Origin of the sequence: Bacteroides intestinalis (genome assembly GCF_003464595.1) — a bacterium.
In the GTDB taxonomy this organism is placed as follows: domain Bacteria; phylum Bacteroidota; class Bacteroidia; order Bacteroidales; family Bacteroidaceae; genus Bacteroides; species Bacteroides intestinalis_A.
The window spans coordinates 276,153-298,528 of sequence record NZ_QRZF01000003.1 but is presented as its reverse complement, the minus strand read 5'-3'; the positions used below and the strand labels follow the sequence as shown (position 1 = coordinate 298,528).

The 22,376-nt window shown below is 38.4% G+C and carries 9 protein-coding genes and 1 pseudogene; all 10 read right to left on the bottom strand.

What is annotated here, in order from left to right; genetic code table 11:
• Positions 1-67: 67 nt before the first annotated feature.
• The 10 genes and pseudogenes from DWW10_RS05860 to DWW10_RS05815 all read right to left on the bottom strand — a co-directional run bounded on the left by DWW10_RS05860 (position 68) and on the right by DWW10_RS05815 (position 22,217).
• Positions 68-2,605 (bottom strand): C10 family peptidase, encoded by a 2,538-nt coding sequence (locus tag DWW10_RS05860; protein ID WP_118421562.1) that lies wholly within the window; start codon positions 2,603-2,605, stop codon positions 68-70.
• Between the two features lie 166 nt (positions 2,606-2,771).
• Positions 2,772-4,610, bottom strand: a complete 1,839-nt coding sequence (locus tag DWW10_RS05855; protein WP_118421540.1) for a hypothetical protein — start codon at positions 4,608-4,610, stop codon at positions 2,772-2,774.
• 58 nt (positions 4,611-4,668) lie between these two features.
• Positions 4,669-6,273, bottom strand: a complete 1,605-nt coding sequence (locus tag DWW10_RS05850; RefSeq protein WP_118421539.1) for a RagB/SusD family nutrient uptake outer membrane protein — start codon at positions 6,271-6,273, stop codon at positions 4,669-4,671.
• Positions 6,274-6,294: 21 nt separating this feature from the next.
• Positions 6,295-9,267 (bottom strand): SusC/RagA family TonB-linked outer membrane protein, encoded by a 2,973-nt coding sequence (locus DWW10_RS05845; RefSeq protein WP_259320425.1) that lies wholly within the window; start codon positions 9,265-9,267, stop codon positions 6,295-6,297.
• 1,094 nt (positions 9,268-10,361) lie between these two features.
• A complete protein-coding gene (locus tag DWW10_RS05840; RefSeq protein ID WP_182021358.1) occupies positions 10,362-11,207 on the bottom strand; it encodes a hypothetical protein in 846 nt (281 codons plus the stop codon).
• Positions 11,208-11,235: 28 nt separating this feature from the next.
• Complete coding sequence (locus DWW10_RS05835; RefSeq protein ID WP_118421536.1) at positions 11,236-12,903, bottom strand: RagB/SusD family nutrient uptake outer membrane protein; 1,668 nt, start codon at positions 12,901-12,903, stop codon at positions 11,236-11,238.
• An 18-nt stretch (positions 12,904-12,921) separates the two neighbouring features.
• Positions 12,922-15,939: pseudogene (locus DWW10_RS05830) on the bottom strand (SusC/RagA family TonB-linked outer membrane protein); the annotation flags it as partial.
• 691 nt (positions 15,940-16,630) lie between these two features.
• On the bottom strand, positions 16,631-17,587 hold the full coding sequence (locus DWW10_RS05825) for a hypothetical protein (protein WP_118421534.1): 957 nt from the start codon (positions 17,585-17,587) through the stop codon (positions 16,631-16,633).
• 23 nt (positions 17,588-17,610) lie between these two features.
• Entirely contained in the window at positions 17,611-19,200 is a 1,590-nt protein-coding gene (locus DWW10_RS05820; RefSeq protein WP_118421533.1) for a RagB/SusD family nutrient uptake outer membrane protein, read from the bottom strand.
• A 32-nt stretch (positions 19,201-19,232) separates the two neighbouring features.
• A complete protein-coding gene (locus DWW10_RS05815) occupies positions 19,233-22,217 on the bottom strand; it encodes a SusC/RagA family TonB-linked outer membrane protein (RefSeq protein WP_259320436.1) in 2,985 nt (994 codons plus the stop codon).
• Positions 22,218-22,376: the final 159 nt, after the last annotated feature.

Sequence of the window (22,376 nt, the reverse complement as noted above, 5' to 3'; positions counted from 1 at the left end):
AATAATACAATCTTAAAATTAAAAATCTTGCCTTTTTAATAGTTTCATATTTCTTTTATTGCATATCCTATTTCTTAATAAACTTGCTTCTATAGGTATTACCATTGACAGACTGCAAAGTTACAATATAATAACCGGCTGACAATCCACTAACAGGAACGGAGTATTCTCTCTTATCTCCAGATTCTTTCTGCCTAATAACCTCCTGTCCAGATAGATTATAAACAGAAAGCATTTGAGCAGTATTGCTTGTACGAATATAAAGAACATCTTCTACCGGTTGTTGATAAATGATTATCCCATCTTTATAGGTTATTTCATCTTCGATGCCGGTTATAGGTCCTACAGAGAAATAAAGTCTGCACAGTGGATCGCCTCCATATCCTCCCAGCAGTTCAGGTTTATACAAATTGATATAATAGTTTCCTTCCTCTATTTGCGGATCAATTTCCATTTCAAGATTAACAGTCTGTCCTTTCTCTACAAATACATTTGTATAGTGTAAGTTAGACGTTGAACCTTGGCCAACAGCAAAGATTGCTGCCATCAAAGTCTTATCATATACATTACCCGTACCACTTAATGACAAATCTGCCAATAACTTAAGTTTTTCTCCTACTTGAAGTTTATCTGCTTCTAAATGTGCATTTTCCACTATTAAGGTAGATGTTCCAGAGGTTTTGTTGACAGTGACAGGAGTCAATTCTTTTCCAATACCATATACATATTCTCCCCATTGTACTCCCGGACAAATTAAATAATCCCCGGCTGGGATGCCTTTAGATGCTTCTGTTAGGTTAGATATTAAATTCCCAGAAATGTTAATTTCTTTATTTTCGGCACTTGGTTTTAATTCTAACTGGGTATATCCGGCTAAGCTTATTAGTTGTGCCTCTTCATCGGCAGTAATAAACAGAACACCTGCTAAACCATAAAAATCACTCGTTGTACTCTTATTGGAAAGCAACATCTTGAAGTCTCCTCTACGACCGCTATATAGATTATGTAGTGACTCTACACTCCCATCTAAATCTTCTTTCAAGTTCAAATTTCCAGCAAATAAAGCTAAAATACATTTGTTACCAGATATAGTGAGTGTAAATTGCGTTTCAGAACCATAACTACCACGTACACGACTCCAAGCTGTCTCACGTGAATCTTTGGTTGCTAGATACAATGCATAAGTACCGTCAGTTAAAGTACTGGGGACAGTTATGTTTGAAAAGGTTTGGCCTTTGGTTCCAAAATTAGGTTTAACATTCCCCAAAGATATATTCCATAAAGCGGACTGTTTACCATCTTTCTCAGCAATTAATCCCAACTGTCCATTCTTGAATGTTGTGCTCATGTTATACATCTCAGTAATTGTAAGATCAAAGTTCTCCCCCTTGGTAACTTCATTTTTACTAACTTCCAACTTCGAAAGGTAGAAATGAGATGTATAACTTGATGTTGCTACAGGAGGTTGAAATCCAGTAATCATTCCCTGTTGATAGATAAATCCACCGCCTATATTCGTTCCTCCGCCGATTCCCGGAGATGACGGATCAAGAGAAGCTACTTCGAAATAACCATTATTAACTCCACCCCAACCCCAATTGACATGAACCATATCTTGGGTATCATAGCCATCAAAAACAAATTCGTGTCCAACATCTTTGGATGCCCCATTATAAAGTACCGGTCGCCCTTCACTAATTTCCTTCTTAATCAGGTTCATCCACTCCTCAGAAGTAAAATACTCACGATATATATATCCAAGATTCTCATCATATCCGAAATAATCAATCAAAGCCTGTCCTACTTTAAAAGAATAAGCACCGGAACTGGAAGGAGAGTACTCCATTTCAACAGAAACACCACATGCGTACATTAATAGTGCAACAGCATTAGCTTGCTCTGTAGAGTATTTACCACTGATGTACTGTGGCAACATATCATTCCAGTCGAAAGTTGTATTTTCATAATCAAAAGAATATCGGACACCATTGGAAGTATAAGAATAGTTACCTTTCCCTTTTGCAGGATATTCGTAATATTTTAAAATCATTGCCATTGCTGTAGCCACACATCCAGTAACACTACGTTGTCCTTGAATAATTGGACAAGCATCGTTATATGGAGCATCCTGATTCCAGTTTATTTCTCCTAATAAAGGAGATACAGATGCAGGAAAACTTTTTCTTGTAAGTAGTTTAGGTTCTATAGATGCTTTTTTTTCATTGTCTATATTTTCATAAGCAGCGTTATAATATTCTAGCCAACCAAGAAGGTTAGTAGGCAAATTTTCTGTCATGAAGCAAGTCTTATCAGAATAGGCGAGGATAGGCTTCATACGGTCATCACCAGAAACAATGACATAAGCTGAGTGGCCATTATTGTATATGTAAAAAGCAGTTCCTTCCACACTACGGGTAGACGCAGATTTTAGCAAATCATTAGAAACTGCAACCAACTGGACTTCAGCAGCATTACGTGTCGTTGCATTGTTGAATTGCATAAAGAAAGAGCGTGCAATAGAGAGTCCTTCTTCAGGAGAACGCTGGGCCGCCCGGACCATCAAACTACATAAGAGTAGCCAAGATAAAAGTAATAATTTTCTCATAGGCATAAATATTAGTATCAATATTCTAAAAATAATTTATATTTTAAATCGCTATAAATAAAAGAGGGGGAACAATAAGCCTTCTAATAGAAACACTTTTTATTCCCCCATTTATAGAACTATTCCATAGGAGCCTCAATACTCCAGAAAAGTTTATTCAACATTATCATTTAACCATTACGCCATCCATTGTTTGAGCGACCTTTATATTCTTTGCAGCGGAGAACGATTTTTTATTCATCTGTAAAGGCTGCATTGAAAATCCTTTCATCAATTTAGTGTTCACTTCTGCTGATTGCTTCTTCACAGGACTCCATATCAACTTACAATATGGTGAGTATAAACTTGCACCTTTATCTGTAATTGCACAGTAGCCAAATGAATCCCATTCAACTGTATTAGACTCAGCATTCAAGAATGTCAATTTTCCGTCTTTCGTCAAACCACCAATAAAATATTCTTTTGTGGTCAATTTTCCAGCAGAAGAATTGATCAATGCAAGTACTGCATCATAACCATCATACGGTTCAACATCCTGAGGAGCTAAAATAATCCAACCAGTTTCTTTATCATAATCCAAATAGAAAGTATCGTCATAGCCTTCCTCACCCAAAAGTCCTTTAACAACCAAGGTTTGATTATCTGCTTTTTTAACTGAAGCTGCTAAATTGCCAGATGCAGAAGATGTCGCAGCCGGAACAAGCCAATTGCCTACATAATCATCAATTGAAGTACCTTGAAGCAAATCATCAAACGGACTTCCACCTGTAGAGAAATTGAAAGTAGCAGAAGCATTTTCCTGAGCTTCACCACCACCATAAGTAACAACAACAAAAGAGTAAACACCACCTTCATCACAAGGAAGAGTAACAGTACCGCTCTCTGTAAGTTCCTCAGACTTAATGCTACCATCAATGATACCTTTAGCAGCTGCTTCAATATCTTCACCGGATACCAAAGCTATCTTTGCAGATTCAACATCTTCTCCAAGCGTAACTTTAGCAATGGCATAATTCTTATTGGACACATCTGTATAACGTCCCAGATAAGCAACCTCTGCAGTATAATCAGTAAGAACAATTCCTGGGAACGCAATTCTGACAACTCCGTCCTCCTGAGAATGATCCCAACCACCAAGACCATCCATATAGTAGTATGGAGCAAGTTGAACAATAGCAGGTTTCCCCTCTTTCGTATAAGCCTTAACGGTACTATACATCCAGAATGATTCAGCTTGAAAGTTAGTGAAATCTGACGGATGATGCGCATCCACATTCTTATTGTAATCGTTTGAAGTATTATAGAAACCTGTACAATAAGCATCAAAATGTACTAAACCATCAGTTGTTATTTTGACTTTATTGATCATATCGCCCGCCTTTAGAATCTGGAATGTCAGATAAGGTGATTGATCACCATGAGTTGAAAGTCCCTCAGCTTCTAAGCCTTGTGAATACGGATCAACCAAACGATACATCGTAGGATCAAGATCGTTTTGTTGTAGCTCTACCTGATAAGTTTTCTCAAATAAGAAAGCATCAGAGAAAATTGCATTACCTAACGAAGTCCACGGTGCTGGAATACCCGCTTTAAATGAATAAGTGGAAGTTCCATAAGGTGTTGTAAGGTTAGCATCTGCAATTGCAATAGTGATTGCTTTAAAATCGTCGTATTCAAGTTTATCAGGATCGTAACCGATTGACAGTTTTATAGTTTCAGCGCCAGCTGCAAAATTTGCAGTAGTAGGAATTGTAAAAAGGCCTGATTTATCTGTTGCGGTTAGATTTACCGTTAGAGCCTCAGTAGTATTTATACGGCTTACTGTAACATCGAACGAAGTTGCGTTTTTAGCCAAATTAACCTGTGACGGCATAGCGGTCGAGAAATAGACCTGTGCACCAGCAATTTCTTCTGCCGGGTCATAATCGTATGAGTCGGTACATGCACTCCAAGTAAGTGCAAATACACCCATCAGCACCAGCAGATATGTATTTAGTTTTTTCATACTAACTATTTTTAGTAAATTTATTTATAATCAAGTTTATTTAAAACTCAAAGCTGTTTTACTCGCTAATCCAAGGTTTATAAAAGTCTGTAGGATCTGGATTACCAAAACCAACCAGTGCTTCGTTATTATCGCTTTCTTGTCTTACGATACTCATATTCATCCATGCCGGACGTCCCTTAGTATTCAAACGAGCAGTGTCATAGAAGTTTGTATCCGGGTAACCACGAGTAACACTCATATTCAGACGCTTCACATCATAGAATGTCAAACCTTCACCCCATAGTTCTACACGTTTTTGAAATACAACTTCTTCAACCACATCACTATTTGAACATACATATTTCGGATCACGATAGTTTTTCATGAATGTTTCCAGTAACTGTTTACCTTCAACAGCATTTAGATGGGCAGCAGCTTCAGCCTCGATAAAGTACATCTCTTCAACACGCATTATAGGGAAAGCAACAGCATTACCAACATTACTAACACTTGTATTTCCTTCATTTGGACGGAACTTCACAGATGCATAATCTGGTAATTTTTCACCTGTTTCCTGATTTATAAATGGAGTTTTTCCTTCCAGAGCAGTACCGGCAGGAGCTTTCCAGATTTTCTTGCGGAAATCCGTATCGCTCATCCTTTCATACATAGTACGATTAATCATTAAAAATGGTTCTCCACCAGTATATCCATATGATGCTTCATTAGACATCCAAGAAGTCCAGGTTGCAATACCACTCTTTACCTGATCATCTTCAGCCTTTAGTTGTGAGCCCCACATCCAACAAGAAAGATCATTGAATCCTTTAGTTGTACTTAGACATTGATTTTCTGTCATTGGAGTAACACTCGTTGCATCAATAGCTTTACGTGCATAAGTCTTAGCATTGGCATAATCGCCCAGCCACATATAGTAACGAGCCTTTAAACCATATACCACATCCAGATGAGGCAGTGTCTTAGTCGTGATTTTTAAGTTGACAATATATTCTTCTGCTTTATTTAAATCCCCTAGAATAAACTCAGCCATTACTTGGCGTGTAACGCGAGGGTTATTTCTTGCTTCTGCTTCAGTCATACCTTCTTTCACAATAGGCACAGTCAGGTTCAATACATCATTTCCGCTGGAGTTCACTGAAGAAAAACCTTCAACCGGCATAAATTCATACATTTGTGCCATATCCAGATAAGCCAATGCACGGAATGCATGACCAGCACCTAAATAACCTAATTGCAAGGTATTAGCAGTTTCTGTATTTACTGCACCAATCATATTATTAGCCGTCTGTACAAACTTGTAGTAATACCACCAATGAAATTGTGCATACATGTAACTGTCACCTTGAGCTTTATTCATTTCCCAACCGGTATACCAGTCATAACCACTACCACTATATACTATAGGCATATCTTCAGTCATCACATCACGGATATGCATAATAGAACCATATCCCCAGTCATAGTCCTGGCGTTGGGGTAATACTCTGAATGTATTAAAATAGGCAGGCATTGCCCACAATAATGCTTCTGTAGCTTTTGATGACGAGCCTAACTGGTCTTCAGTTGCCACCTGGGTAGGAAGCGTTTCTTCAATACATCCGGTCATCAGAACGGATGAAGAAAGACAGACCCCTAATATTAATTTAGATATATTTTTCATATTCAATAATTGCTAATTGGTTTAGAATGTAAGTGTGATACCTCCCGAAATAGTACGCATTGGAGCATAATAAGCAGATGTTACACTACCTGTAATACTCTGGCGTGGATCAAGTCCTTGGCGTTTAGACCATACCCAAACATTATCACAAGACATATAGATGCGCAGTTTTTCCATACCCATAGTACGGCAGATTCGTGATGGCAAAGTATAACCCAGATTAATATTCTGCAAGCTCAAATAAGAAGCATCAGTCAAGAAACGATCTGAACTCTGATTCATATATGAGTCATTATATTGGAAACGAGGAATGTTAGAACTTGTATTTTCCGGAGTCCAGGCATTCAACAAATCAACATGGAAAGCATGTCCCTTGTTAATTCCCATTGAGGCAGCATAGTCACTATCATAAACTTGTCCACCAAGTTGATATGCAAAATCAATAGAGAAATCAATACCTTTATATTCAAAACTTGTTCCAAAACCGCCGTACATATCCGGCAATGCAGTTCCGCAAAGATGCTGTGTTGCTTCACTGGGCTTCGTTGTTGTTTCAACTCCGGTTACATTACCATCTTTATCTTTTATATCTTTATAGAACAGAGATTCTCCTTTTTCATTAACACCGGCATATTTATACAGATAATAAGTATATAAAGGTTCACCTTCACCGTAGAAGAAGCTACCGCTGGAATAACCGGATACTCCATCTACTTTCAACGTTTTAGACTTTTCTGACAAATACGTAATCTTATTCTTGTAATGAGTAAAGTTTAAGCTAATCGTCCATTTCATATCATTGGTCTTGATTGGCGTACCCTCTAATTCTAATTCAACACCCGTATTACGCATATCACCCACATTGGAATAATAAGAAGTAAAGCCCATTGTAGGAGGAAGAGGGAATGAAAACAACATATCAGAAGTCTTGCGATTGAAATATTCTACAGTACCACTTAAGCGATTTTTGAGAACTGCAAAGTCAATACCAACATTGAAGTTACCATTTGTTTCCCAGGTAATATCCTTGTTACCCATAGCATAAGGAACAGCCGCCGGGTTACCGTTTGCATTTACAATCTCATAAGTAGTTATATAACGGTAGTCACCGATATTATCATTACCTTGCGAACCATAAGATGCTTTTAATTTTAACTCATCAATCCATTCTACATTAAAGAAATCCTCTTTAGAAATTAACCAAGCACCTCCTAATGACCAGAAGTTACCCCAACGATTGTCCGGATGGAAACGAGAAGAAGCATCACGACGATAAGAACCAGATACAAAGTATTTTTCATTAAAATCATATTGTATACGGCCAAAATAACCTTCTGTGTTATAGTCTTTTGTATAAGAGTTAGCAGAACCATCCAAGATAGCACCAATCAATTCCGGGTTATTCGGATCGAACATGTTAGATTTTGAAGCATATAAATAATAGTATTTATAACGATAAGACTCATGTCCCAACATCGCTTCTATATTATGGGAACCAAAGCTCTTTTTATAGTTTAATAATTGCTGATAGTTATATGATAGCTGACGAGTATGGTATTTATATGCAATACCATTAGAGGAAGCGTATTGACCATAGTAGGGATTCGTAACATTAGTCTGACGCATTTCATCTACATATACACTGTTGGTAGAACTAAATTTGAAATCTTTCAAGAAACGTACCTCGAAAAAGCCTACAGCGCTAATTGCATTACCCTCAGCATTCATCTTATCCAAAATGCTGCTGGATAAGGCATTACTTTGTCCCAAGTAAGGACGGCTATTACCAGCGTTAGAGCCATCACCATAGTCATAACGTGTGATTCCATTAGCATCTTTCATTATTACGCCATTTCCATCACGCAGGTATAGCGGATAAATCGGAGCCATCTGAGTTAAAGCAAATACATTACCAGAGGAATTGGAACTACCATCATCACCCAACTGATTAGATTCATAATGCGTATAAGCCATGTTTGCTCCCACTTTCAACCAATCTTTAATTTGATAATCAGCTTTCATACGACCAGTCAGACGTTCATAGTCAGAATTATTGGCGATACCTTCATTATCCAAATAGTTGAAAGAAGCATAGAAAGAAGACTTATCGCTACCAGCTGTTGCTGTCACTGTGTATTCCTGACGCAAACCATTCTTATAAGCAGCATCTGTCCAATCATCTGGCAACAACAGATAGTTTTGTCCTTGATAACTAACAAGGTTACCTAATGTTGCATTCGGATTCAATTTACCATTTTCGCCAATCATATACTGCCCTGTAGGTACGTTATAAACATTATATCCCAAACCGTAGGCATTATTTGCAGTCAGATTTTGATTAGCCATAATATGAGCCGCATTTGAATCCATTCCTTGGGTATTCGTAAAGTAGTTCTTCAGAGCGCCATAATACATTTCATAATATTTAGCAGGGCTAGTAACATAATTATAATCCTGAGTAGCACGAGAGTTAGATCCCCATTTTGCATCGACTGTAATTTTGGCTTGTCCGGCATTACCTTTTTTAGTAGTAATGATAATCACACCATTAGCACCACGTGCACCATACAGAGCACTTGAAGCGGCATCTTTCAATACAGTCATTGACTCAATATCCTGAGAGCTTATATTATTGAGGTCACCATCATACGGTATACCATCCAATACAATCAAGGGGTCTTTTCCTGCATTGATTGAACTAATACCACGTACACGAATCGTTGGTGTTGTAGCTCCCGGTTGTCCAGAAGTAGTGTTTAGCTGTACACCAGAAACTTTACCAGTCAATGCATTAGCTACATTGGAAGTCTGAATCTTACCAATCTGATCAGATGAGACAACACTTGCCGAACCTGTAAATGCTGACTTCTTTGCAGTACCATAAGCAACCACCATTACTTCTTCAAGTATCTCACTATCAGATTTCATTGTTACTTTTACGTGAGATTTAATCGCAACTTCTTGTGTTTGCATACCAATATACGAGATTTGCAACGTCTTCGCAGAACTAATCCATTATTATATTGCTGAATATCAGCGTTGTAATCATAATCAAGGAACTTTATACAAGGTGATAATAATTTATAAATAGCTGATAATAAGAGATGTAAAAAACGACAATATATATTTATATCTACCGGAATTATCCTATATTTCTATACTAAACACTTAATAATAAGAATATTATTATGTAATCATCTATAAAAACAGGTTCTTAAACTAGTACTATTGGTTCAAGCATAAATATAAATGTATGGAATAATTAAAAACATTCCAGAAGTTGATCTATAACACATGATAGCGATCACATGAATAAAAAATAGTAAATAGTTGAAATAAATATTTATCCTATTTTATAATTACATAGTGTGATTCCGAGAAGACTAAATAGAAAAAGAGAAATAGAACAAAGTTATATATCATATTGCAAACTTATAATTGATTATTATGGTCAAGTCTTTTTTAAGTAGTTTCTATTACTAATTGAGGACATATTGAATAAGAGAAACGAGCTTAATTCTTGTTTTGAGCTCTCACATCATCGTACATGCTGTTCAACAATTCTTAAGCACAGAATGGTAGTGCATCGCAAAAGTAAGGTAGTCCGTATTCATAAGACAAAGCTTCCTGAGTTGTAGGATGAACTGATATACGCCAATACTTCTTACGACAAGTCTTGTTTCAACCACACCTATAACGAATACATGCCTATGAGATCTTCCCTGTTAAGAGTAACTGCTTTCATCTCAACGCTCTCTGGATATACTACATGCAGATTCGGATAGCTATAGGACTTTATTTGTTATGCAAGCTTATTCTCTCGCAACCTAATATTCAGTCTTTGTATGTAGAGCTGAGAATTTGTCGAAAACTTCCTTCAAATTCTTCTCTGTGCAGGGCACCTTTGTCATTGACTAGCAATTCCCACTATTAAGACTTATTTGGAATTTACACTCTAAAACAGTTCGTTTATGCCAGGCAAACATAGAAAGACCGCTCACTTCTCAGTGAACGGTCCTCTAAAACACTTTATTAAAAACACTCAGCTAAATTAATAGCTGGGATTCTATTGTTATCATATGTTCTGATTAATCTGCAATAAATTCATCATAATCATAACCAAGATTGCCTGCTGATACATAATACTGCACGTAAATGAAGCAATTGTAATTTGAATACATACCACTTTCATAGCCACCTTCGGTCACAAAAGCATCGTTATTCTGAAAATAGCCTATGTCACGGACATTTACAGTGCCATAGTTACCAAAAATATATGGTGTGTCAGTCGCAGGAACCCTGAAGAACTGATATTCTCCTCCTGTATCACTACCTTTATAGTCTATTAGGTTAATCTTTAAGTGATAACCAGTGCCAAACACATCCTTGAAACGATATAGATTAGCATCAGTAGTACAAACTTGTAAAACAGTAGGATTAGAAGCTGATATACCAAGCTTTTCAGCGTTAAAGAAATAGTATGTGCCAGTAACCACATCAGTCCAAGCAAGACCTGAAAAAGTGATATCTGTAGATGTTTTACTATCTTTACCTACAGCTACAGCAGTAATGGTATATTCGCCATATAAATCAGTCAATACAACATCAACGTTTGATGCGCCGGAAATGTCATTGACTTTAATGCCATTTGAAACAACATAGTCAATATAGGCATTTTTACCCATAGAGGCTATATGGGCATCTTTGTCTACTGTCTGCTCAACCAGATAGTACGCTTCAGTTGTCTTGCTGTTTGCAGCAAATCTGAGTATAATATCGTTGTCGGGGTTATTAGGCCGACTTGCTTTATACTGATAAACAGTTACTATTGGGGTAGAATCATTTCCCGGTTCTGTACCTTCTTCGTCTGTACATGAAGTCACAATAGTAACAGCGAGAAGCGCCATGAATAAATTATATATATATATTTTCATATTCTTCATCTTTAATATGTTAATCCCATTACCATTTATACTCTTCAGAGTCTGAAGAAGGCTGAATGGGTGTAGGATTGTTTGTACAAGAATAATTATTGTTAGTTTCAGTCTGAATGATACACCAGTTCATCCAATCAGGAGGAGTGCTGGTATTCCAGCGCCTGGATTCTAAATGATTGGTCTTTTCATAGCTACGGATAATACCTTTATTGAGACGTTTAATATCAAAAGTAGCCAGTCCTTCTCCCCAAAACTCAACACGGCGCTGCCACCAAATTTCGTTTTGGAAGGTAGAAGTGGTTGAATTTCCATACGCTTCACTGTGCTTGCCATATTCATAAGATACATCACGTGATTTGGCAAATGTGGTCAATAAGGCAATGCCATTAGATTCATTCTGCATACCTGCGGCCTCAGCTTCAATCAAATACATCTCCTCAACACGCATCATGGGGACAGCTACAACAAAACCTATATACTGGTTATTACGCCCCTCTTCACCTCCGATTGTACGGAACTTCAATGGAAGTCCACCCACTGCTTTATAATTCACTTGTCCGGCATTATATATCCAATCTGGATGGTCTGTATAAGCCTTTAATCCTTCCAGTGTTTCTGCCTTACTCACTTCATCCAGAGCAAAGTCAACGAAACATTTCCTACGAAAATCAGTTTGCGGCATCGTTTCATACAAATGGCGGTCCATCACAATCTGTTGGCCATAGTTTGCAGCATAGCCACAACCAGAAGTGGTTGGATTAATCTCGAGGCACATGGTAGATCCCCAAGACGAGTCCCCATCATTTTCCAAAATGTTCGGATCATCTTTCTTATAAGTGAGTCCCATCATCCAAGATGAATTAGGAGTATTGAATCCAGTTTCACGATCAGTATATTGGCTTTCAGTCATCATTGTATAACCATTCTGAGCCAATTTTGCATATTTTTCTGCATTTGCCCAGTTTTCCATTACCAGATAGGCACGAGCTTTCAATCCATAAACTACAGACTGGTCAGGAGTATAAACATTCTCGCGTTTATAGTTAGCTAAGTATTCTTCTGCTTTATCAAGGTCAGAAATAATAAACTCCCACATTTTCTCATTCGTAGCGCGAGGATTGTAGGCCAACTCACTAAGAGTAGTCGCTTCGGTTACAATAGGTACAGTTTCTGCTTCTTTATCAATACCATACGTCTTGGGGGCATACATACGTGCTAAATCCATATAGAACATTGCACGCATAGCATGGGCGATGCCTGCACCGGTCACTTTATCAGCATCGGGTGTTGAGCCAGCCAGTGAAAGAACTGTATTACAATTTTTGATCCAACTATAATAATAAGTCCATGGAAGCTGGCATGCAGCATACTGAGGTCCCAGACCTACACCGCACTCATACCAATTACTATACCAATTTGAATAGACAGTAACCATATCTTGTCCCATTAAGTCACGAAACAAATAAAAAGCAGGATAGCCATAATCGTATTGGGTACCAGAATCATTGCCATAAGCAAATGTACCTACTAAGGAAGACGTGATTGCATTTACAAAGTTATTGTACGCCCCTGGTGCATTGGCTGCCTGGTCACCAGTCACTGTGGAGCTCTGGGGTTCGAACTCTTCGATACAACTAGTTGCCGTAATTAACAAGAGGGCAACCATCATCAATGATAGTAATATTTTTCTCATCTTATTTCTCTTTTAAAGTTAGAATGTGAATTGCACTCCACCTGAGATATTACGTACAGGAGAGTAAACACTGACGGATTCATTTCCATCATAAGAATAACGAGGATCTAACCCTTTACGGGCTGACCAAAAACAAAGATTTTCACCTGCTACATAAACACGGATTTTTGCAACATTCTTAATCAAATTCTCAGGCAATGTATAGCCTACGGTAAATGATTGAAAATTCAGATAACTGGCACTGGTTAGAAAGCGATCGGACATACCAGTAGTATATTGGTCGCCATACTGCCAACGAGGAATATTACTGGTAGTATTATTCGGAGTCCATGATTTAGCATAATCTTTGTGAATATTGTAACCGGCATCTGATGCAGTGGTGCTAGGAGTCATCAACCGCTTGTATTGGAGATCCATTACTTTACCTCCAATCTGATAATCGAAAGAAGCGGAAGCATCGAAATCACAGATACGTAAGGTAGTACTAAAGCCGCCAAAAGCTTTAGGAAGTGTAGAACCTAATGCATACTTCGAAGCTTCGTTGATACTGGTTGTAGTACGTGAAAGCTCTTTACCTGGGCGGTTAGTTGCACCTTTCAGGGCATCATCAATCCAGTAAATAGCCTCACCTTTCTCATTAACCCCTGCATATTTAGGCAGGAAAGCATTGTAGAGAGAACCACCTTCTTCAAACCAGTTCTGATAGGTTCTTGGAGTATTTGATTCGATGAAACCACCAGTTTCTGCAATCTTTGACTCAGGCAGTTTAAGAATCTTCGTTTTATTATGAGATATATTAGCTGACACACTCCAATCAATGTCTTTGGTGCGGATTATTGCACCAGTCAAAGCTAATTCAACGCCCATATTACGAATATCACCCACATTGCCGTAGTAACCACGTGAACCAGCAGATTCTGGAACAGACAGCCAGAACAACAAATCACTTGTTTTCTTGGTATAAACATCTAAATTACCCGCCAAACGACCTTTCCAGAGACTGAACTCAATACCAACGTTGATATTAGTAGTTGTTTCCCAAGTTATATCAGGATTACCCATACGATAAAATACAGGCGACATTGTAGTCTCATCAGCTTTCGATAAAGAGTACAAATCAGTATAAGCATAGCTACCAATATTATCATTGCCTTGCTGCCCTACAGAAAATTTTAGTTTTAACATATCGAGCCATGATGCATAATTGATCATGAAGTTTTCCTTAGATATAATCCAAGCTGCACCCACTGACCAGAAATTGCCCCATCGGTTTTCTTTTGCGAAATAAGAAGAGGCATCACGACGGAAAGAAGCAGAAGCATAATACTTTTCAGCATAATTATACTGAGCACTGCCGAAATAACCTTCTACATTATACTCAGTAGTGTAAGAGTGAGAATCCTTCTTGGTAGCAAACGCATTGATTTCAGGTATAGCTGGTGAAAAACCACCATTTGCTGTAGCATCCAGATATGTCGTTTTTGTCTTATAATACTCATGACCAACCATGACACTTACACTGTGCTTATTGAAATCCTGAAAATAGGTCAATGACTGTACATGGTTAGTTCTCAATGCAGTAGTGGCGCTTTTGAAGATTTCTCCATTTACACCTTGTTTAGAACCATAATAGGGATTTTCATAATCAGATTTATTTGTTTGTCCCCAAGTCACTGTGCTAGTTGCATTTGCTTTTAAGAAATTGGAGATATTGACATCAGCAGTAAAAGTTCCATTCAACTGGTCACCAATATAAGTTACCTTATTATAGGCATTCGATCCCAGTGGGTTACCTGTTTGCCCGAACGGACGGCCTACTCCATAGTTAGTGAGTGCAACACCATAGTCGTAGGCTTTATGACCGTATTCATCTGTCTTGATAACCGGTTTACCTGATTCGTCCAACACACGAACATACGCTGGATAGATAGGGGCCATCATAGAAGTATAGTACATCAAATTGCTGGCTCCTAAAGAAGTATCCATATTGGGATTAGAATTGCGATTAGAATGTATATAGCCCACATTGGCACCAATTTTCAGCCATTTCTTAGCCTGATAATCAGCCTTAACACGAGCGGTTACGCGGTCGTAACCAGAATTATCGATAACACCATCTTCGTTTAGATATCCCAAACTAGCATAGAAAGAAGAACGGTCAGAACCACCGTTGATACTTACATTGTATTCTTGACGTAATGCGTTCTTGTAAGCCAAATCGCTCCAGTTATCAGGTTGCATGTAGTAGTCTGTTCCATTATATGTATGTTTGCGCCCCAGTGTGGCCTTCGGATTCAACTTACCATCTGCGCCAATCAATTGTTCACCATCGGGAACTGTATATACATTATATCCCAGTTCGCTTAACATCTTGTTATTAGCAGACTGATTGGCATTTGTCGCACTCATACCCTGGCCATAGAAATAATTATTGTAAATTTGAGAGTAGTAGGCTTCGTAATACTTTCCCGGATCTGTAATTACATCGTAATCTTGAACCGAACGAGAGTTTACGCCCCACTTCATATCTACATTGATAACTGCATTTTGTGTCTTACCCTTTTTAGTAGTAACAATTATAACGCCTGCAGCACCACGTGCGCCGTAAAGGGCAGCCGAAGCAGCATCCTTCAATACAGAAACAGACTCAATGTCACCTTGTGGAATGTTAGAGAGACTAGCAGGATAAGGAGCACCGTCGACAATCACCAACGGATCTGTTGCAGCATACATAGAAGCAATTCCGCGAATATTGATTTTGCCACTCGTATCACCTGGGGCACCTGAACCACCACGCATTTGTAATCCAGCTACGGAACCAATCAAAGCATCAGTTACATTCGTTGTGATGCGTTTGGATAGTTCTTCAGTGTTAACTACCGAAGCTGAACCTGTAAATGCTGATTTCTTAGCTGTACCGAAGGCTACAACCAATACTTCATCCAACATCTCTGTATCTGCTTTCATTGTAACCTTCACGCGTGGTGCAATAGCAACTTCTTGAATTTGCATTCCAATGTAAGAGATTTGTAACGTTTTCGCAGAACTAAGTAGTGTATAAGACTCTAATAATCAGCGAAATAAATTTAGATCAGAACCATGTTATGTACAACGATTATTTATCAACATATTGATTATGAGATATATAAAAAACGGTAGTATGTGTTTGTATCTACCCTGATTGCCCTTTATTTAATACGTAATCATTTAATTATAAGATCATTAATTCGAAAGTGAAAACAGAATAAAGTTCCAAAATTAGTACTATGGGTTTTGTTCTATTTATAAATGTATGAAATAATTAAATTATTAATGAGGCTTAATTTATAGTTCATATACACAATCTGAAGTCTTTGTGAAGTCCGTTTTTTTCATAAAAGTAGTATGCATAGTTAAGTATAATGCAAATTGTATTATTTCGATAAATAATAAGAGATTGGATCGAAATAAAATATTCCTTTTGAGTCATTATTGATCTATATGAAATATATAATTGACCTGCAATGGCTAAAGAAGAGAGAATGAAAGAAAAAGACCGCACATTTCCTAATGAGCAGTCTTTAAAAACACTTTATCGAGAAAACACTCGGTCAAATATGAGTATACAATAATTAATATAAAATATCGTAGCTCTTGAGTTCCAAGAAAATTATAAAAGTTCCGTTCTTCCATTTACCATTGAACAAATGGAAGAATGGAACTTTATAGTCTACTATTTACTAATTCGTTATTTAGTAGCCTCTAAAGACTCCAAATAAGCATCCCCACTTAAGTACAGATATGAAGGATTAGCACAAGGTGAGGCAGCGCCTTCTTTATAATCTGCCATCTTAATATACAAGGAGTTGGCAGGGAAAGTAATGCAGTTGGCTTTTTCATTATAAATCCCCAATGGATATGTTGCAATATTTGTTGACAGATTTCCATATACAGAGCCGATAGAGAACATTCCATATGACCAGGCCATACCTAAGTCAACTGGTGACAATGCCGCTCCCTGGCTGGTTACATCAATAGTAAAGAGATATTTACCCGGCACCACATCACTTTCCTCATTAAAAGGATAACCATCGTAGCCACCATACTCATCCATTGCTGTCGCTACACGTGCAAACGGACTGTCAAAGCGGAAACGAACGCTGGTAGCCGTTTCTGCCCGTTCCAATTTTACAGCCATCGGCATGGAAGGATCAACGCCAAAGAAAGTAGATATAGTACCGTCTAAATAATAACCAGTGCCGATTGGTTCCCATTTAATGATACTGAAATTTACAGAAATCTCATTGTATCCGCTAATGTATTTACTTACATTATCGCCACTCACAGCCAGCTTTAGATTATAAAGAATCCCTGCTGTCGCTGATGGAGTCTCCACAGTCAATGTCGTAGTTGCCTCTCCGGCAGCAAATAATACTGTAGAAGGGCATGTAAATATATTCTCTTCGTTATTCAAGACCTTTATATCCACAGAACCAGCTACATCAGTTACAGAACGTTTTAGTGTGAGGATAAAAGAAGTAACTCCAGGTTCAACTTCTACTGTTTGGGTATAATTACCTGCAAAACAAATACCTTGGTTGCCCTCCTCTAATCCTCCCGGAGTATAACTTTCCGCATCCGGATCACAAGCCACAGCCATCAATGCGATAGCAAACAGGCTAAATATTTTATTGATATATTTCATATTCTATCCTTTTTATAGTTAACTTATTCTTCATCAGGTATTGGAGTTGGAGCAGATACCAACGGATTGTTTTCCAGCAATGGATTGTATTGTACCTCTTTATTGGGGATACTGTAAATCTGGACCGGATCACCTGCCGCAATGTTAAATACCGCAGTTTTGGGAAATCCGCATCCCAAGCGATTAACACCTTTATTCAGACGCATAATATCAAAATAGGCTAAACCTTCACCCCAGAATTCGATACGACGTTGATGCCAAACAGCCTCTTGCACAGCTTCGCTCGTTGTAGCTGTACATTTATAAGATGGATCACGATAGGTATTTACAAATGAATTGAGTGTATTCACACCGCCGCTTACATCATTGTTCATGGCTTGTGCTTCTGCTTTAATTAAATACATTTCCTCTACACGCATCAAAATCACATCAGTTGCATTGTTATTTGATCCCCATTCGTTGTTCATTGGCCCATATTTCACTTGCGTATAAACCGGAGCACCTTTTTTAGTAATATAAGCCTGCGCTGCTGCCGGTAGATTAACAGATACACCTGTGTCATCCAAGAACCATCCTTTACGTACATCACTTTCAGGAATCTGGTTGTAGAGTTTTGGACTGATTCTGCGCCATCCCCCCACAGAGGCGTAGCCGTAATTCAGTGACCCCATGTGAGATGGGAAATTACAAATACCAGTAGTACTTACACGGTCTTTATCCGTAATTAAGATGCCCCACATCCATGAAGCATCTTCAATATCAATGAAGGTTGGCTTGCTCACCGCTGTGCTACTATATGGAATAGAAGATGTGCTGGCAAGTGCAGCTTCTGCATCTTTCAATGCATCTGCATAATTGTGCATAGTCAGGTGAACACGGGCACGTATACCATAAGCAACATCAAGACTGACATAACGCTTGTCGGAACGGGTTTTCTTTGTGTTAGCCAATAGCTCAATAGCCTTATTCAAATCACCCAAAATGAATTCATAGGTTTCCTTTACTGTAGAGCGGGCACAGCCATTTGCTGCTACCTCTTCTGCATTCTCGGGAGTGATAATGGGCACTCCTGGAGCATCTTCATGTCCCTTGTAATTGAACTGATACAACTGCACCAACGTGAAATAATCGAACGCACGGATGGACAATGCCTGTGCCAGATAAAATTGCAGAGTAGGGTCTGACGTTTCATTATCTACAGTACCAATAACAGCGTTGGCTGTATAAATTTGGTTGTAAAGCGTACCCCAAAATTCGATAGTAGCCGTACTCGTACTTAAACAATCGCTATAATCGGCTGATTCAGAATACCAATTGTAGCCTGTTATATCAGCTACAAAATCCGTAGTCCTTGAATCGGTAGCTAACATAATAGTAGGATAACCTATATCACTATGTACGTTGTCATCTTCGGTATAAATTTTAGCATATTGTGTAAAGTTAGCTGTAATAGCAGTTACGCTAGCTTCAATTTTAGAAGGGTCAGCAGCGACCACATCCTCTTTTTGGTCGGCTGTAATAGTCGAACTTAGTGGGGCAGTATCCAAGTCAGTACATCCGACTACTAATGCACCGAATAGAGCAACTTGCGTTATTTTATATATTCTTTTCATATTCTTTCTTTTTTATAAAATTCAACCATTTATCAGAATGTTACTTTCAGGCCACCAGAAATGGTACGTATAGGAGTGTAGCGGTCTGTTGAGGCAGTCGTATAGCTCATACGTGGATCAAGTCCTCTGCGGGCAGAGAAAAGAGCCACATTATCAGCTGCACCATAAACACGCAGGCTACCGATACCCAAATTTCTCAACCATCTTTTAGGTAGTGTATAACCTAATGTAATGTTATTGATAGCGAAATAGTCAGAACTTGTTAACCAACGATCTGAACTAGAATTGGTATATTTATCGATTGCATCTATACGCGGTATATTAGAATTTGCATTTTCGGATGTCCAGGCATTCAGTATATCTTTGTGCCAGTTATAACCAAGGTCATGTGAGCCACCGCCATGCATCAACACCTGATAACCACTATCATATATCTTGCCACCTAACTGATAAGCACACTGGATAGAAAAATCGAAACCGTAAAAATCCAATGCAGTACCGATACCTCCATAAATAGTGGGGAGAAGATCACCGCTGGCCTGGCGGTTTGTGTTATAAGCAGCCGACCAGTCACTGGTTTTATACTCTGCTCCGTCAGTATCTTTAGCCCAATACTGCGCTTCACCACTTTCATGGTCTACACCTGCATATTTCGTCAAATAGAACTGGTATAAAGATTCACCTTCACGATAGATATAAGATCCATTAATCATTTCCCCTTTCAAGTCAGGGTGTAATTCAAGAATCTTATTTTTCATCATAGTTCCGTTCCAATTGATGATCCATTTGAAATTGTTAGTCTGGATTGGAGTGTAGTTCAATTCAATTTCAATACCTGAGTTACGCACTGAACCGATATTCATCGGGAACTGTGTATAACCATTGGACATAGCTACCGGCTTGTAATACAACATATCTTTCGTCTGGCGATTGAAATATTCGATGGTACCATCAACGCGTCCTTTCAGAAGAGCAAAGTCCACACCAACATTGAATGAATTGGATGTTTCCCAAGTGATATCTTTATTTCCTTTATAGAAAAGTACACCGTCAGAGAATACTCCCTCCGAGCCGCTTACAGTAAATTGATCTTGGTAAGGATAATAGTTTGTGTATCCTTTATAAAGAAGATTATCGTTACCTTGTTGTCCGAAAGAAGCTTTCAATTTCAGCATATTAATCCAGTCAATATGAGAAATAAAGTTCTCCTTAGCCATATCCCATGCAGCACTCACACTCCAAAAGTTACCCCAGCGATTATCCGGATGGAAACGCGAAGAAGCATCACGACGATAAGAAACACTTGCATAGTACTTTTCATCGAAATCATAGCTGGCGCGTGTGATGATACCGATAGTAGCATATTCATTGTAGCTTCCGGAACCATTTTTACGGTCGATTACATTTGAGGCAGTCCAGTTCTTATCACTATACATGTTGTAACCCAGAATATAATGAGATTCAGTATTATAATCCATACTCTCATATCCGGCCAAAACATCAATGTGATGCAGATCAAATGCTTTTTTATAAGTCAGCAAGTATTGCTGGTCCAGAGAATACGTACGTGATGAGTACTGTTGCACAGAGCCGTTTTGGGATGCAGACTGGCCATAATACTTGTTGCCTACAATATGCAAACGCGTATTATCCACATGCAAACCTAAAGAAGCAGTCAAAGACAGACCATCCAGAATGTCTACTTTGGCATACCATTTCCCATTCAGGATATCCATTAAATATTCTTCCGTGTCATAGAGAAAGCTACTCATCGGGTTAGACATACTCATAAAGTTACGAGTGAAGTTTGTACTTTCACCATCTCCATAATCATATATCCGATAACCGGTATTAGCGTCATGCATAATCTGGCCTTCAGCATTACGAACATACATTGGATAAATGGGGGCAATGAAGTTACCTACAAAAAAGGCATTACCCGATGAAGTGGCCGCATCTGTGTCCTGATCTCCAGGATAGCGGCTTTTTACATTTGCATAGCTTAAATTTACACCGAACTTCAGCCATTTCTTAGCTTGATAATCCACGTTTATACGACTAGAAATACGTTCGAAACCAGAGTTCTCAATAATACCGTCATCAGCAAGATAAGCAGCAGAAAAATAATAACTCAATTTATCGGTACCACCAGATACGCTCAGATTGTATTCCTGACGCATATTGCTTTCAAACATTTCATCCGACCAGTTATCTGGTGTATAATAGTAATCACCGTCACTATAGCCCAGCGTTGCATATGGATTCAGTTTGCCATCCCGACCTATCAGGTTCTGACCATTGGGTACATTGTAAATCTGATATCCTAAACCTGGAATCAAATCAGCATTAGCCTGTTGATAGGCTCTCTCAGCCGTATATTTACTATTATAGACATAGCCATTATATATGGCAGAGTATGCAGTTTCCATGTAAGTAGCTGCGTTTTGCAGTACATCATAGTTCTTCACTAAGCGCGAGTTAGCTCCCCAACGTGCATCCAATGATACCAGTGTCTCTCCGGTTTTTCCTTTTTTAGTTGTAACCAAGATAACGCCATTAGCACCACGGGCACCATACAAAGCTGCTGCCGCTGCATCTTTCAGTACTGTCATTGACTCAATATCTTGTGAGTTGACAGCAGAAATGTCGCCCTCGTACGGAATACCATCTACTACATACAACGGATTATTGCTGGCATACATGGAACCAATACCACGAATACGTACTGTGGCTTTTTCTCCCGGCTGTCCATTTGTACTTTGTGTCTGTACGCCTGATACTGTTCCGGAAAGAGCATTTGATATATTTGAAACCTGGCGTTTCTCCAGAGTTTCAGACTTTATCACAGATGCTGAACCTGTAAATGCAGATTTCTTTGCTGTACCATAGGCAACTACCATTACTTCATCAAGCATTTCAGCGTCTGACTTCATAAAAACTTTCACAGTCGACTTTATAGCCACCTCCTGCGTTTGCATGCCAATGTAAGATATTTGCAATGTTTTCGCAGAACTTATCCTGTTTTATATTATTGATTATAAGGATGATAGATTCTTAATGGGACTATATGAAGGATTATAACCACAGGATAAATACCTGATAATATGGTGTATAAATAATATGGCATAGATTAATATCTACCTATATAATACCGTATTTCCTGAGTTAATATTTGA

What these genes read in the sequence shown, in the direction of transcription:
- DWW10_RS05850 (WP_118421539.1), bottom strand. Translation starts at nt 6,273, where the DNA reads ATGAAAAATATATCTAAATTAATATTAGGGGTCTGTCTTTCTTCATCC.
- DWW10_RS05820 (WP_118421533.1), bottom strand. Translation starts at nt 19,200, where the DNA reads ATGAAAAGAATATATAAAATAACGCAAGTTGCTCTATTCGGTGCATTA.
- DWW10_RS05825 (WP_118421534.1), bottom strand. Translation starts at nt 17,587, where the DNA reads ATGAAATATATCAATAAAATATTTAGCCTGTTTGCTATCGCATTGATG.
- DWW10_RS05855 (WP_118421540.1), bottom strand. Translation starts at nt 4,610, where the DNA reads ATGAAAAAACTAAATACATATCTGCTGGTGCTGATGGGTGTATTTGCA.
- DWW10_RS05860 (WP_118421562.1), bottom strand. Translation starts at nt 2,605, where the DNA reads ATGAGAAAATTATTACTTTTATCTTGGCTACTCTTATGTAGTTTGATG.
- DWW10_RS05840 (WP_182021358.1), bottom strand. Translation starts at nt 11,207, where the DNA reads ATGAAAATATATATATATAATTTATTCATGGCGCTTCTCGCTGTTACT.
- DWW10_RS05835 (WP_118421536.1), bottom strand. Translation starts at nt 12,903, where the DNA reads ATGAGAAAAATATTACTATCATTGATGATGGTTGCCCTCTTGTTAATT.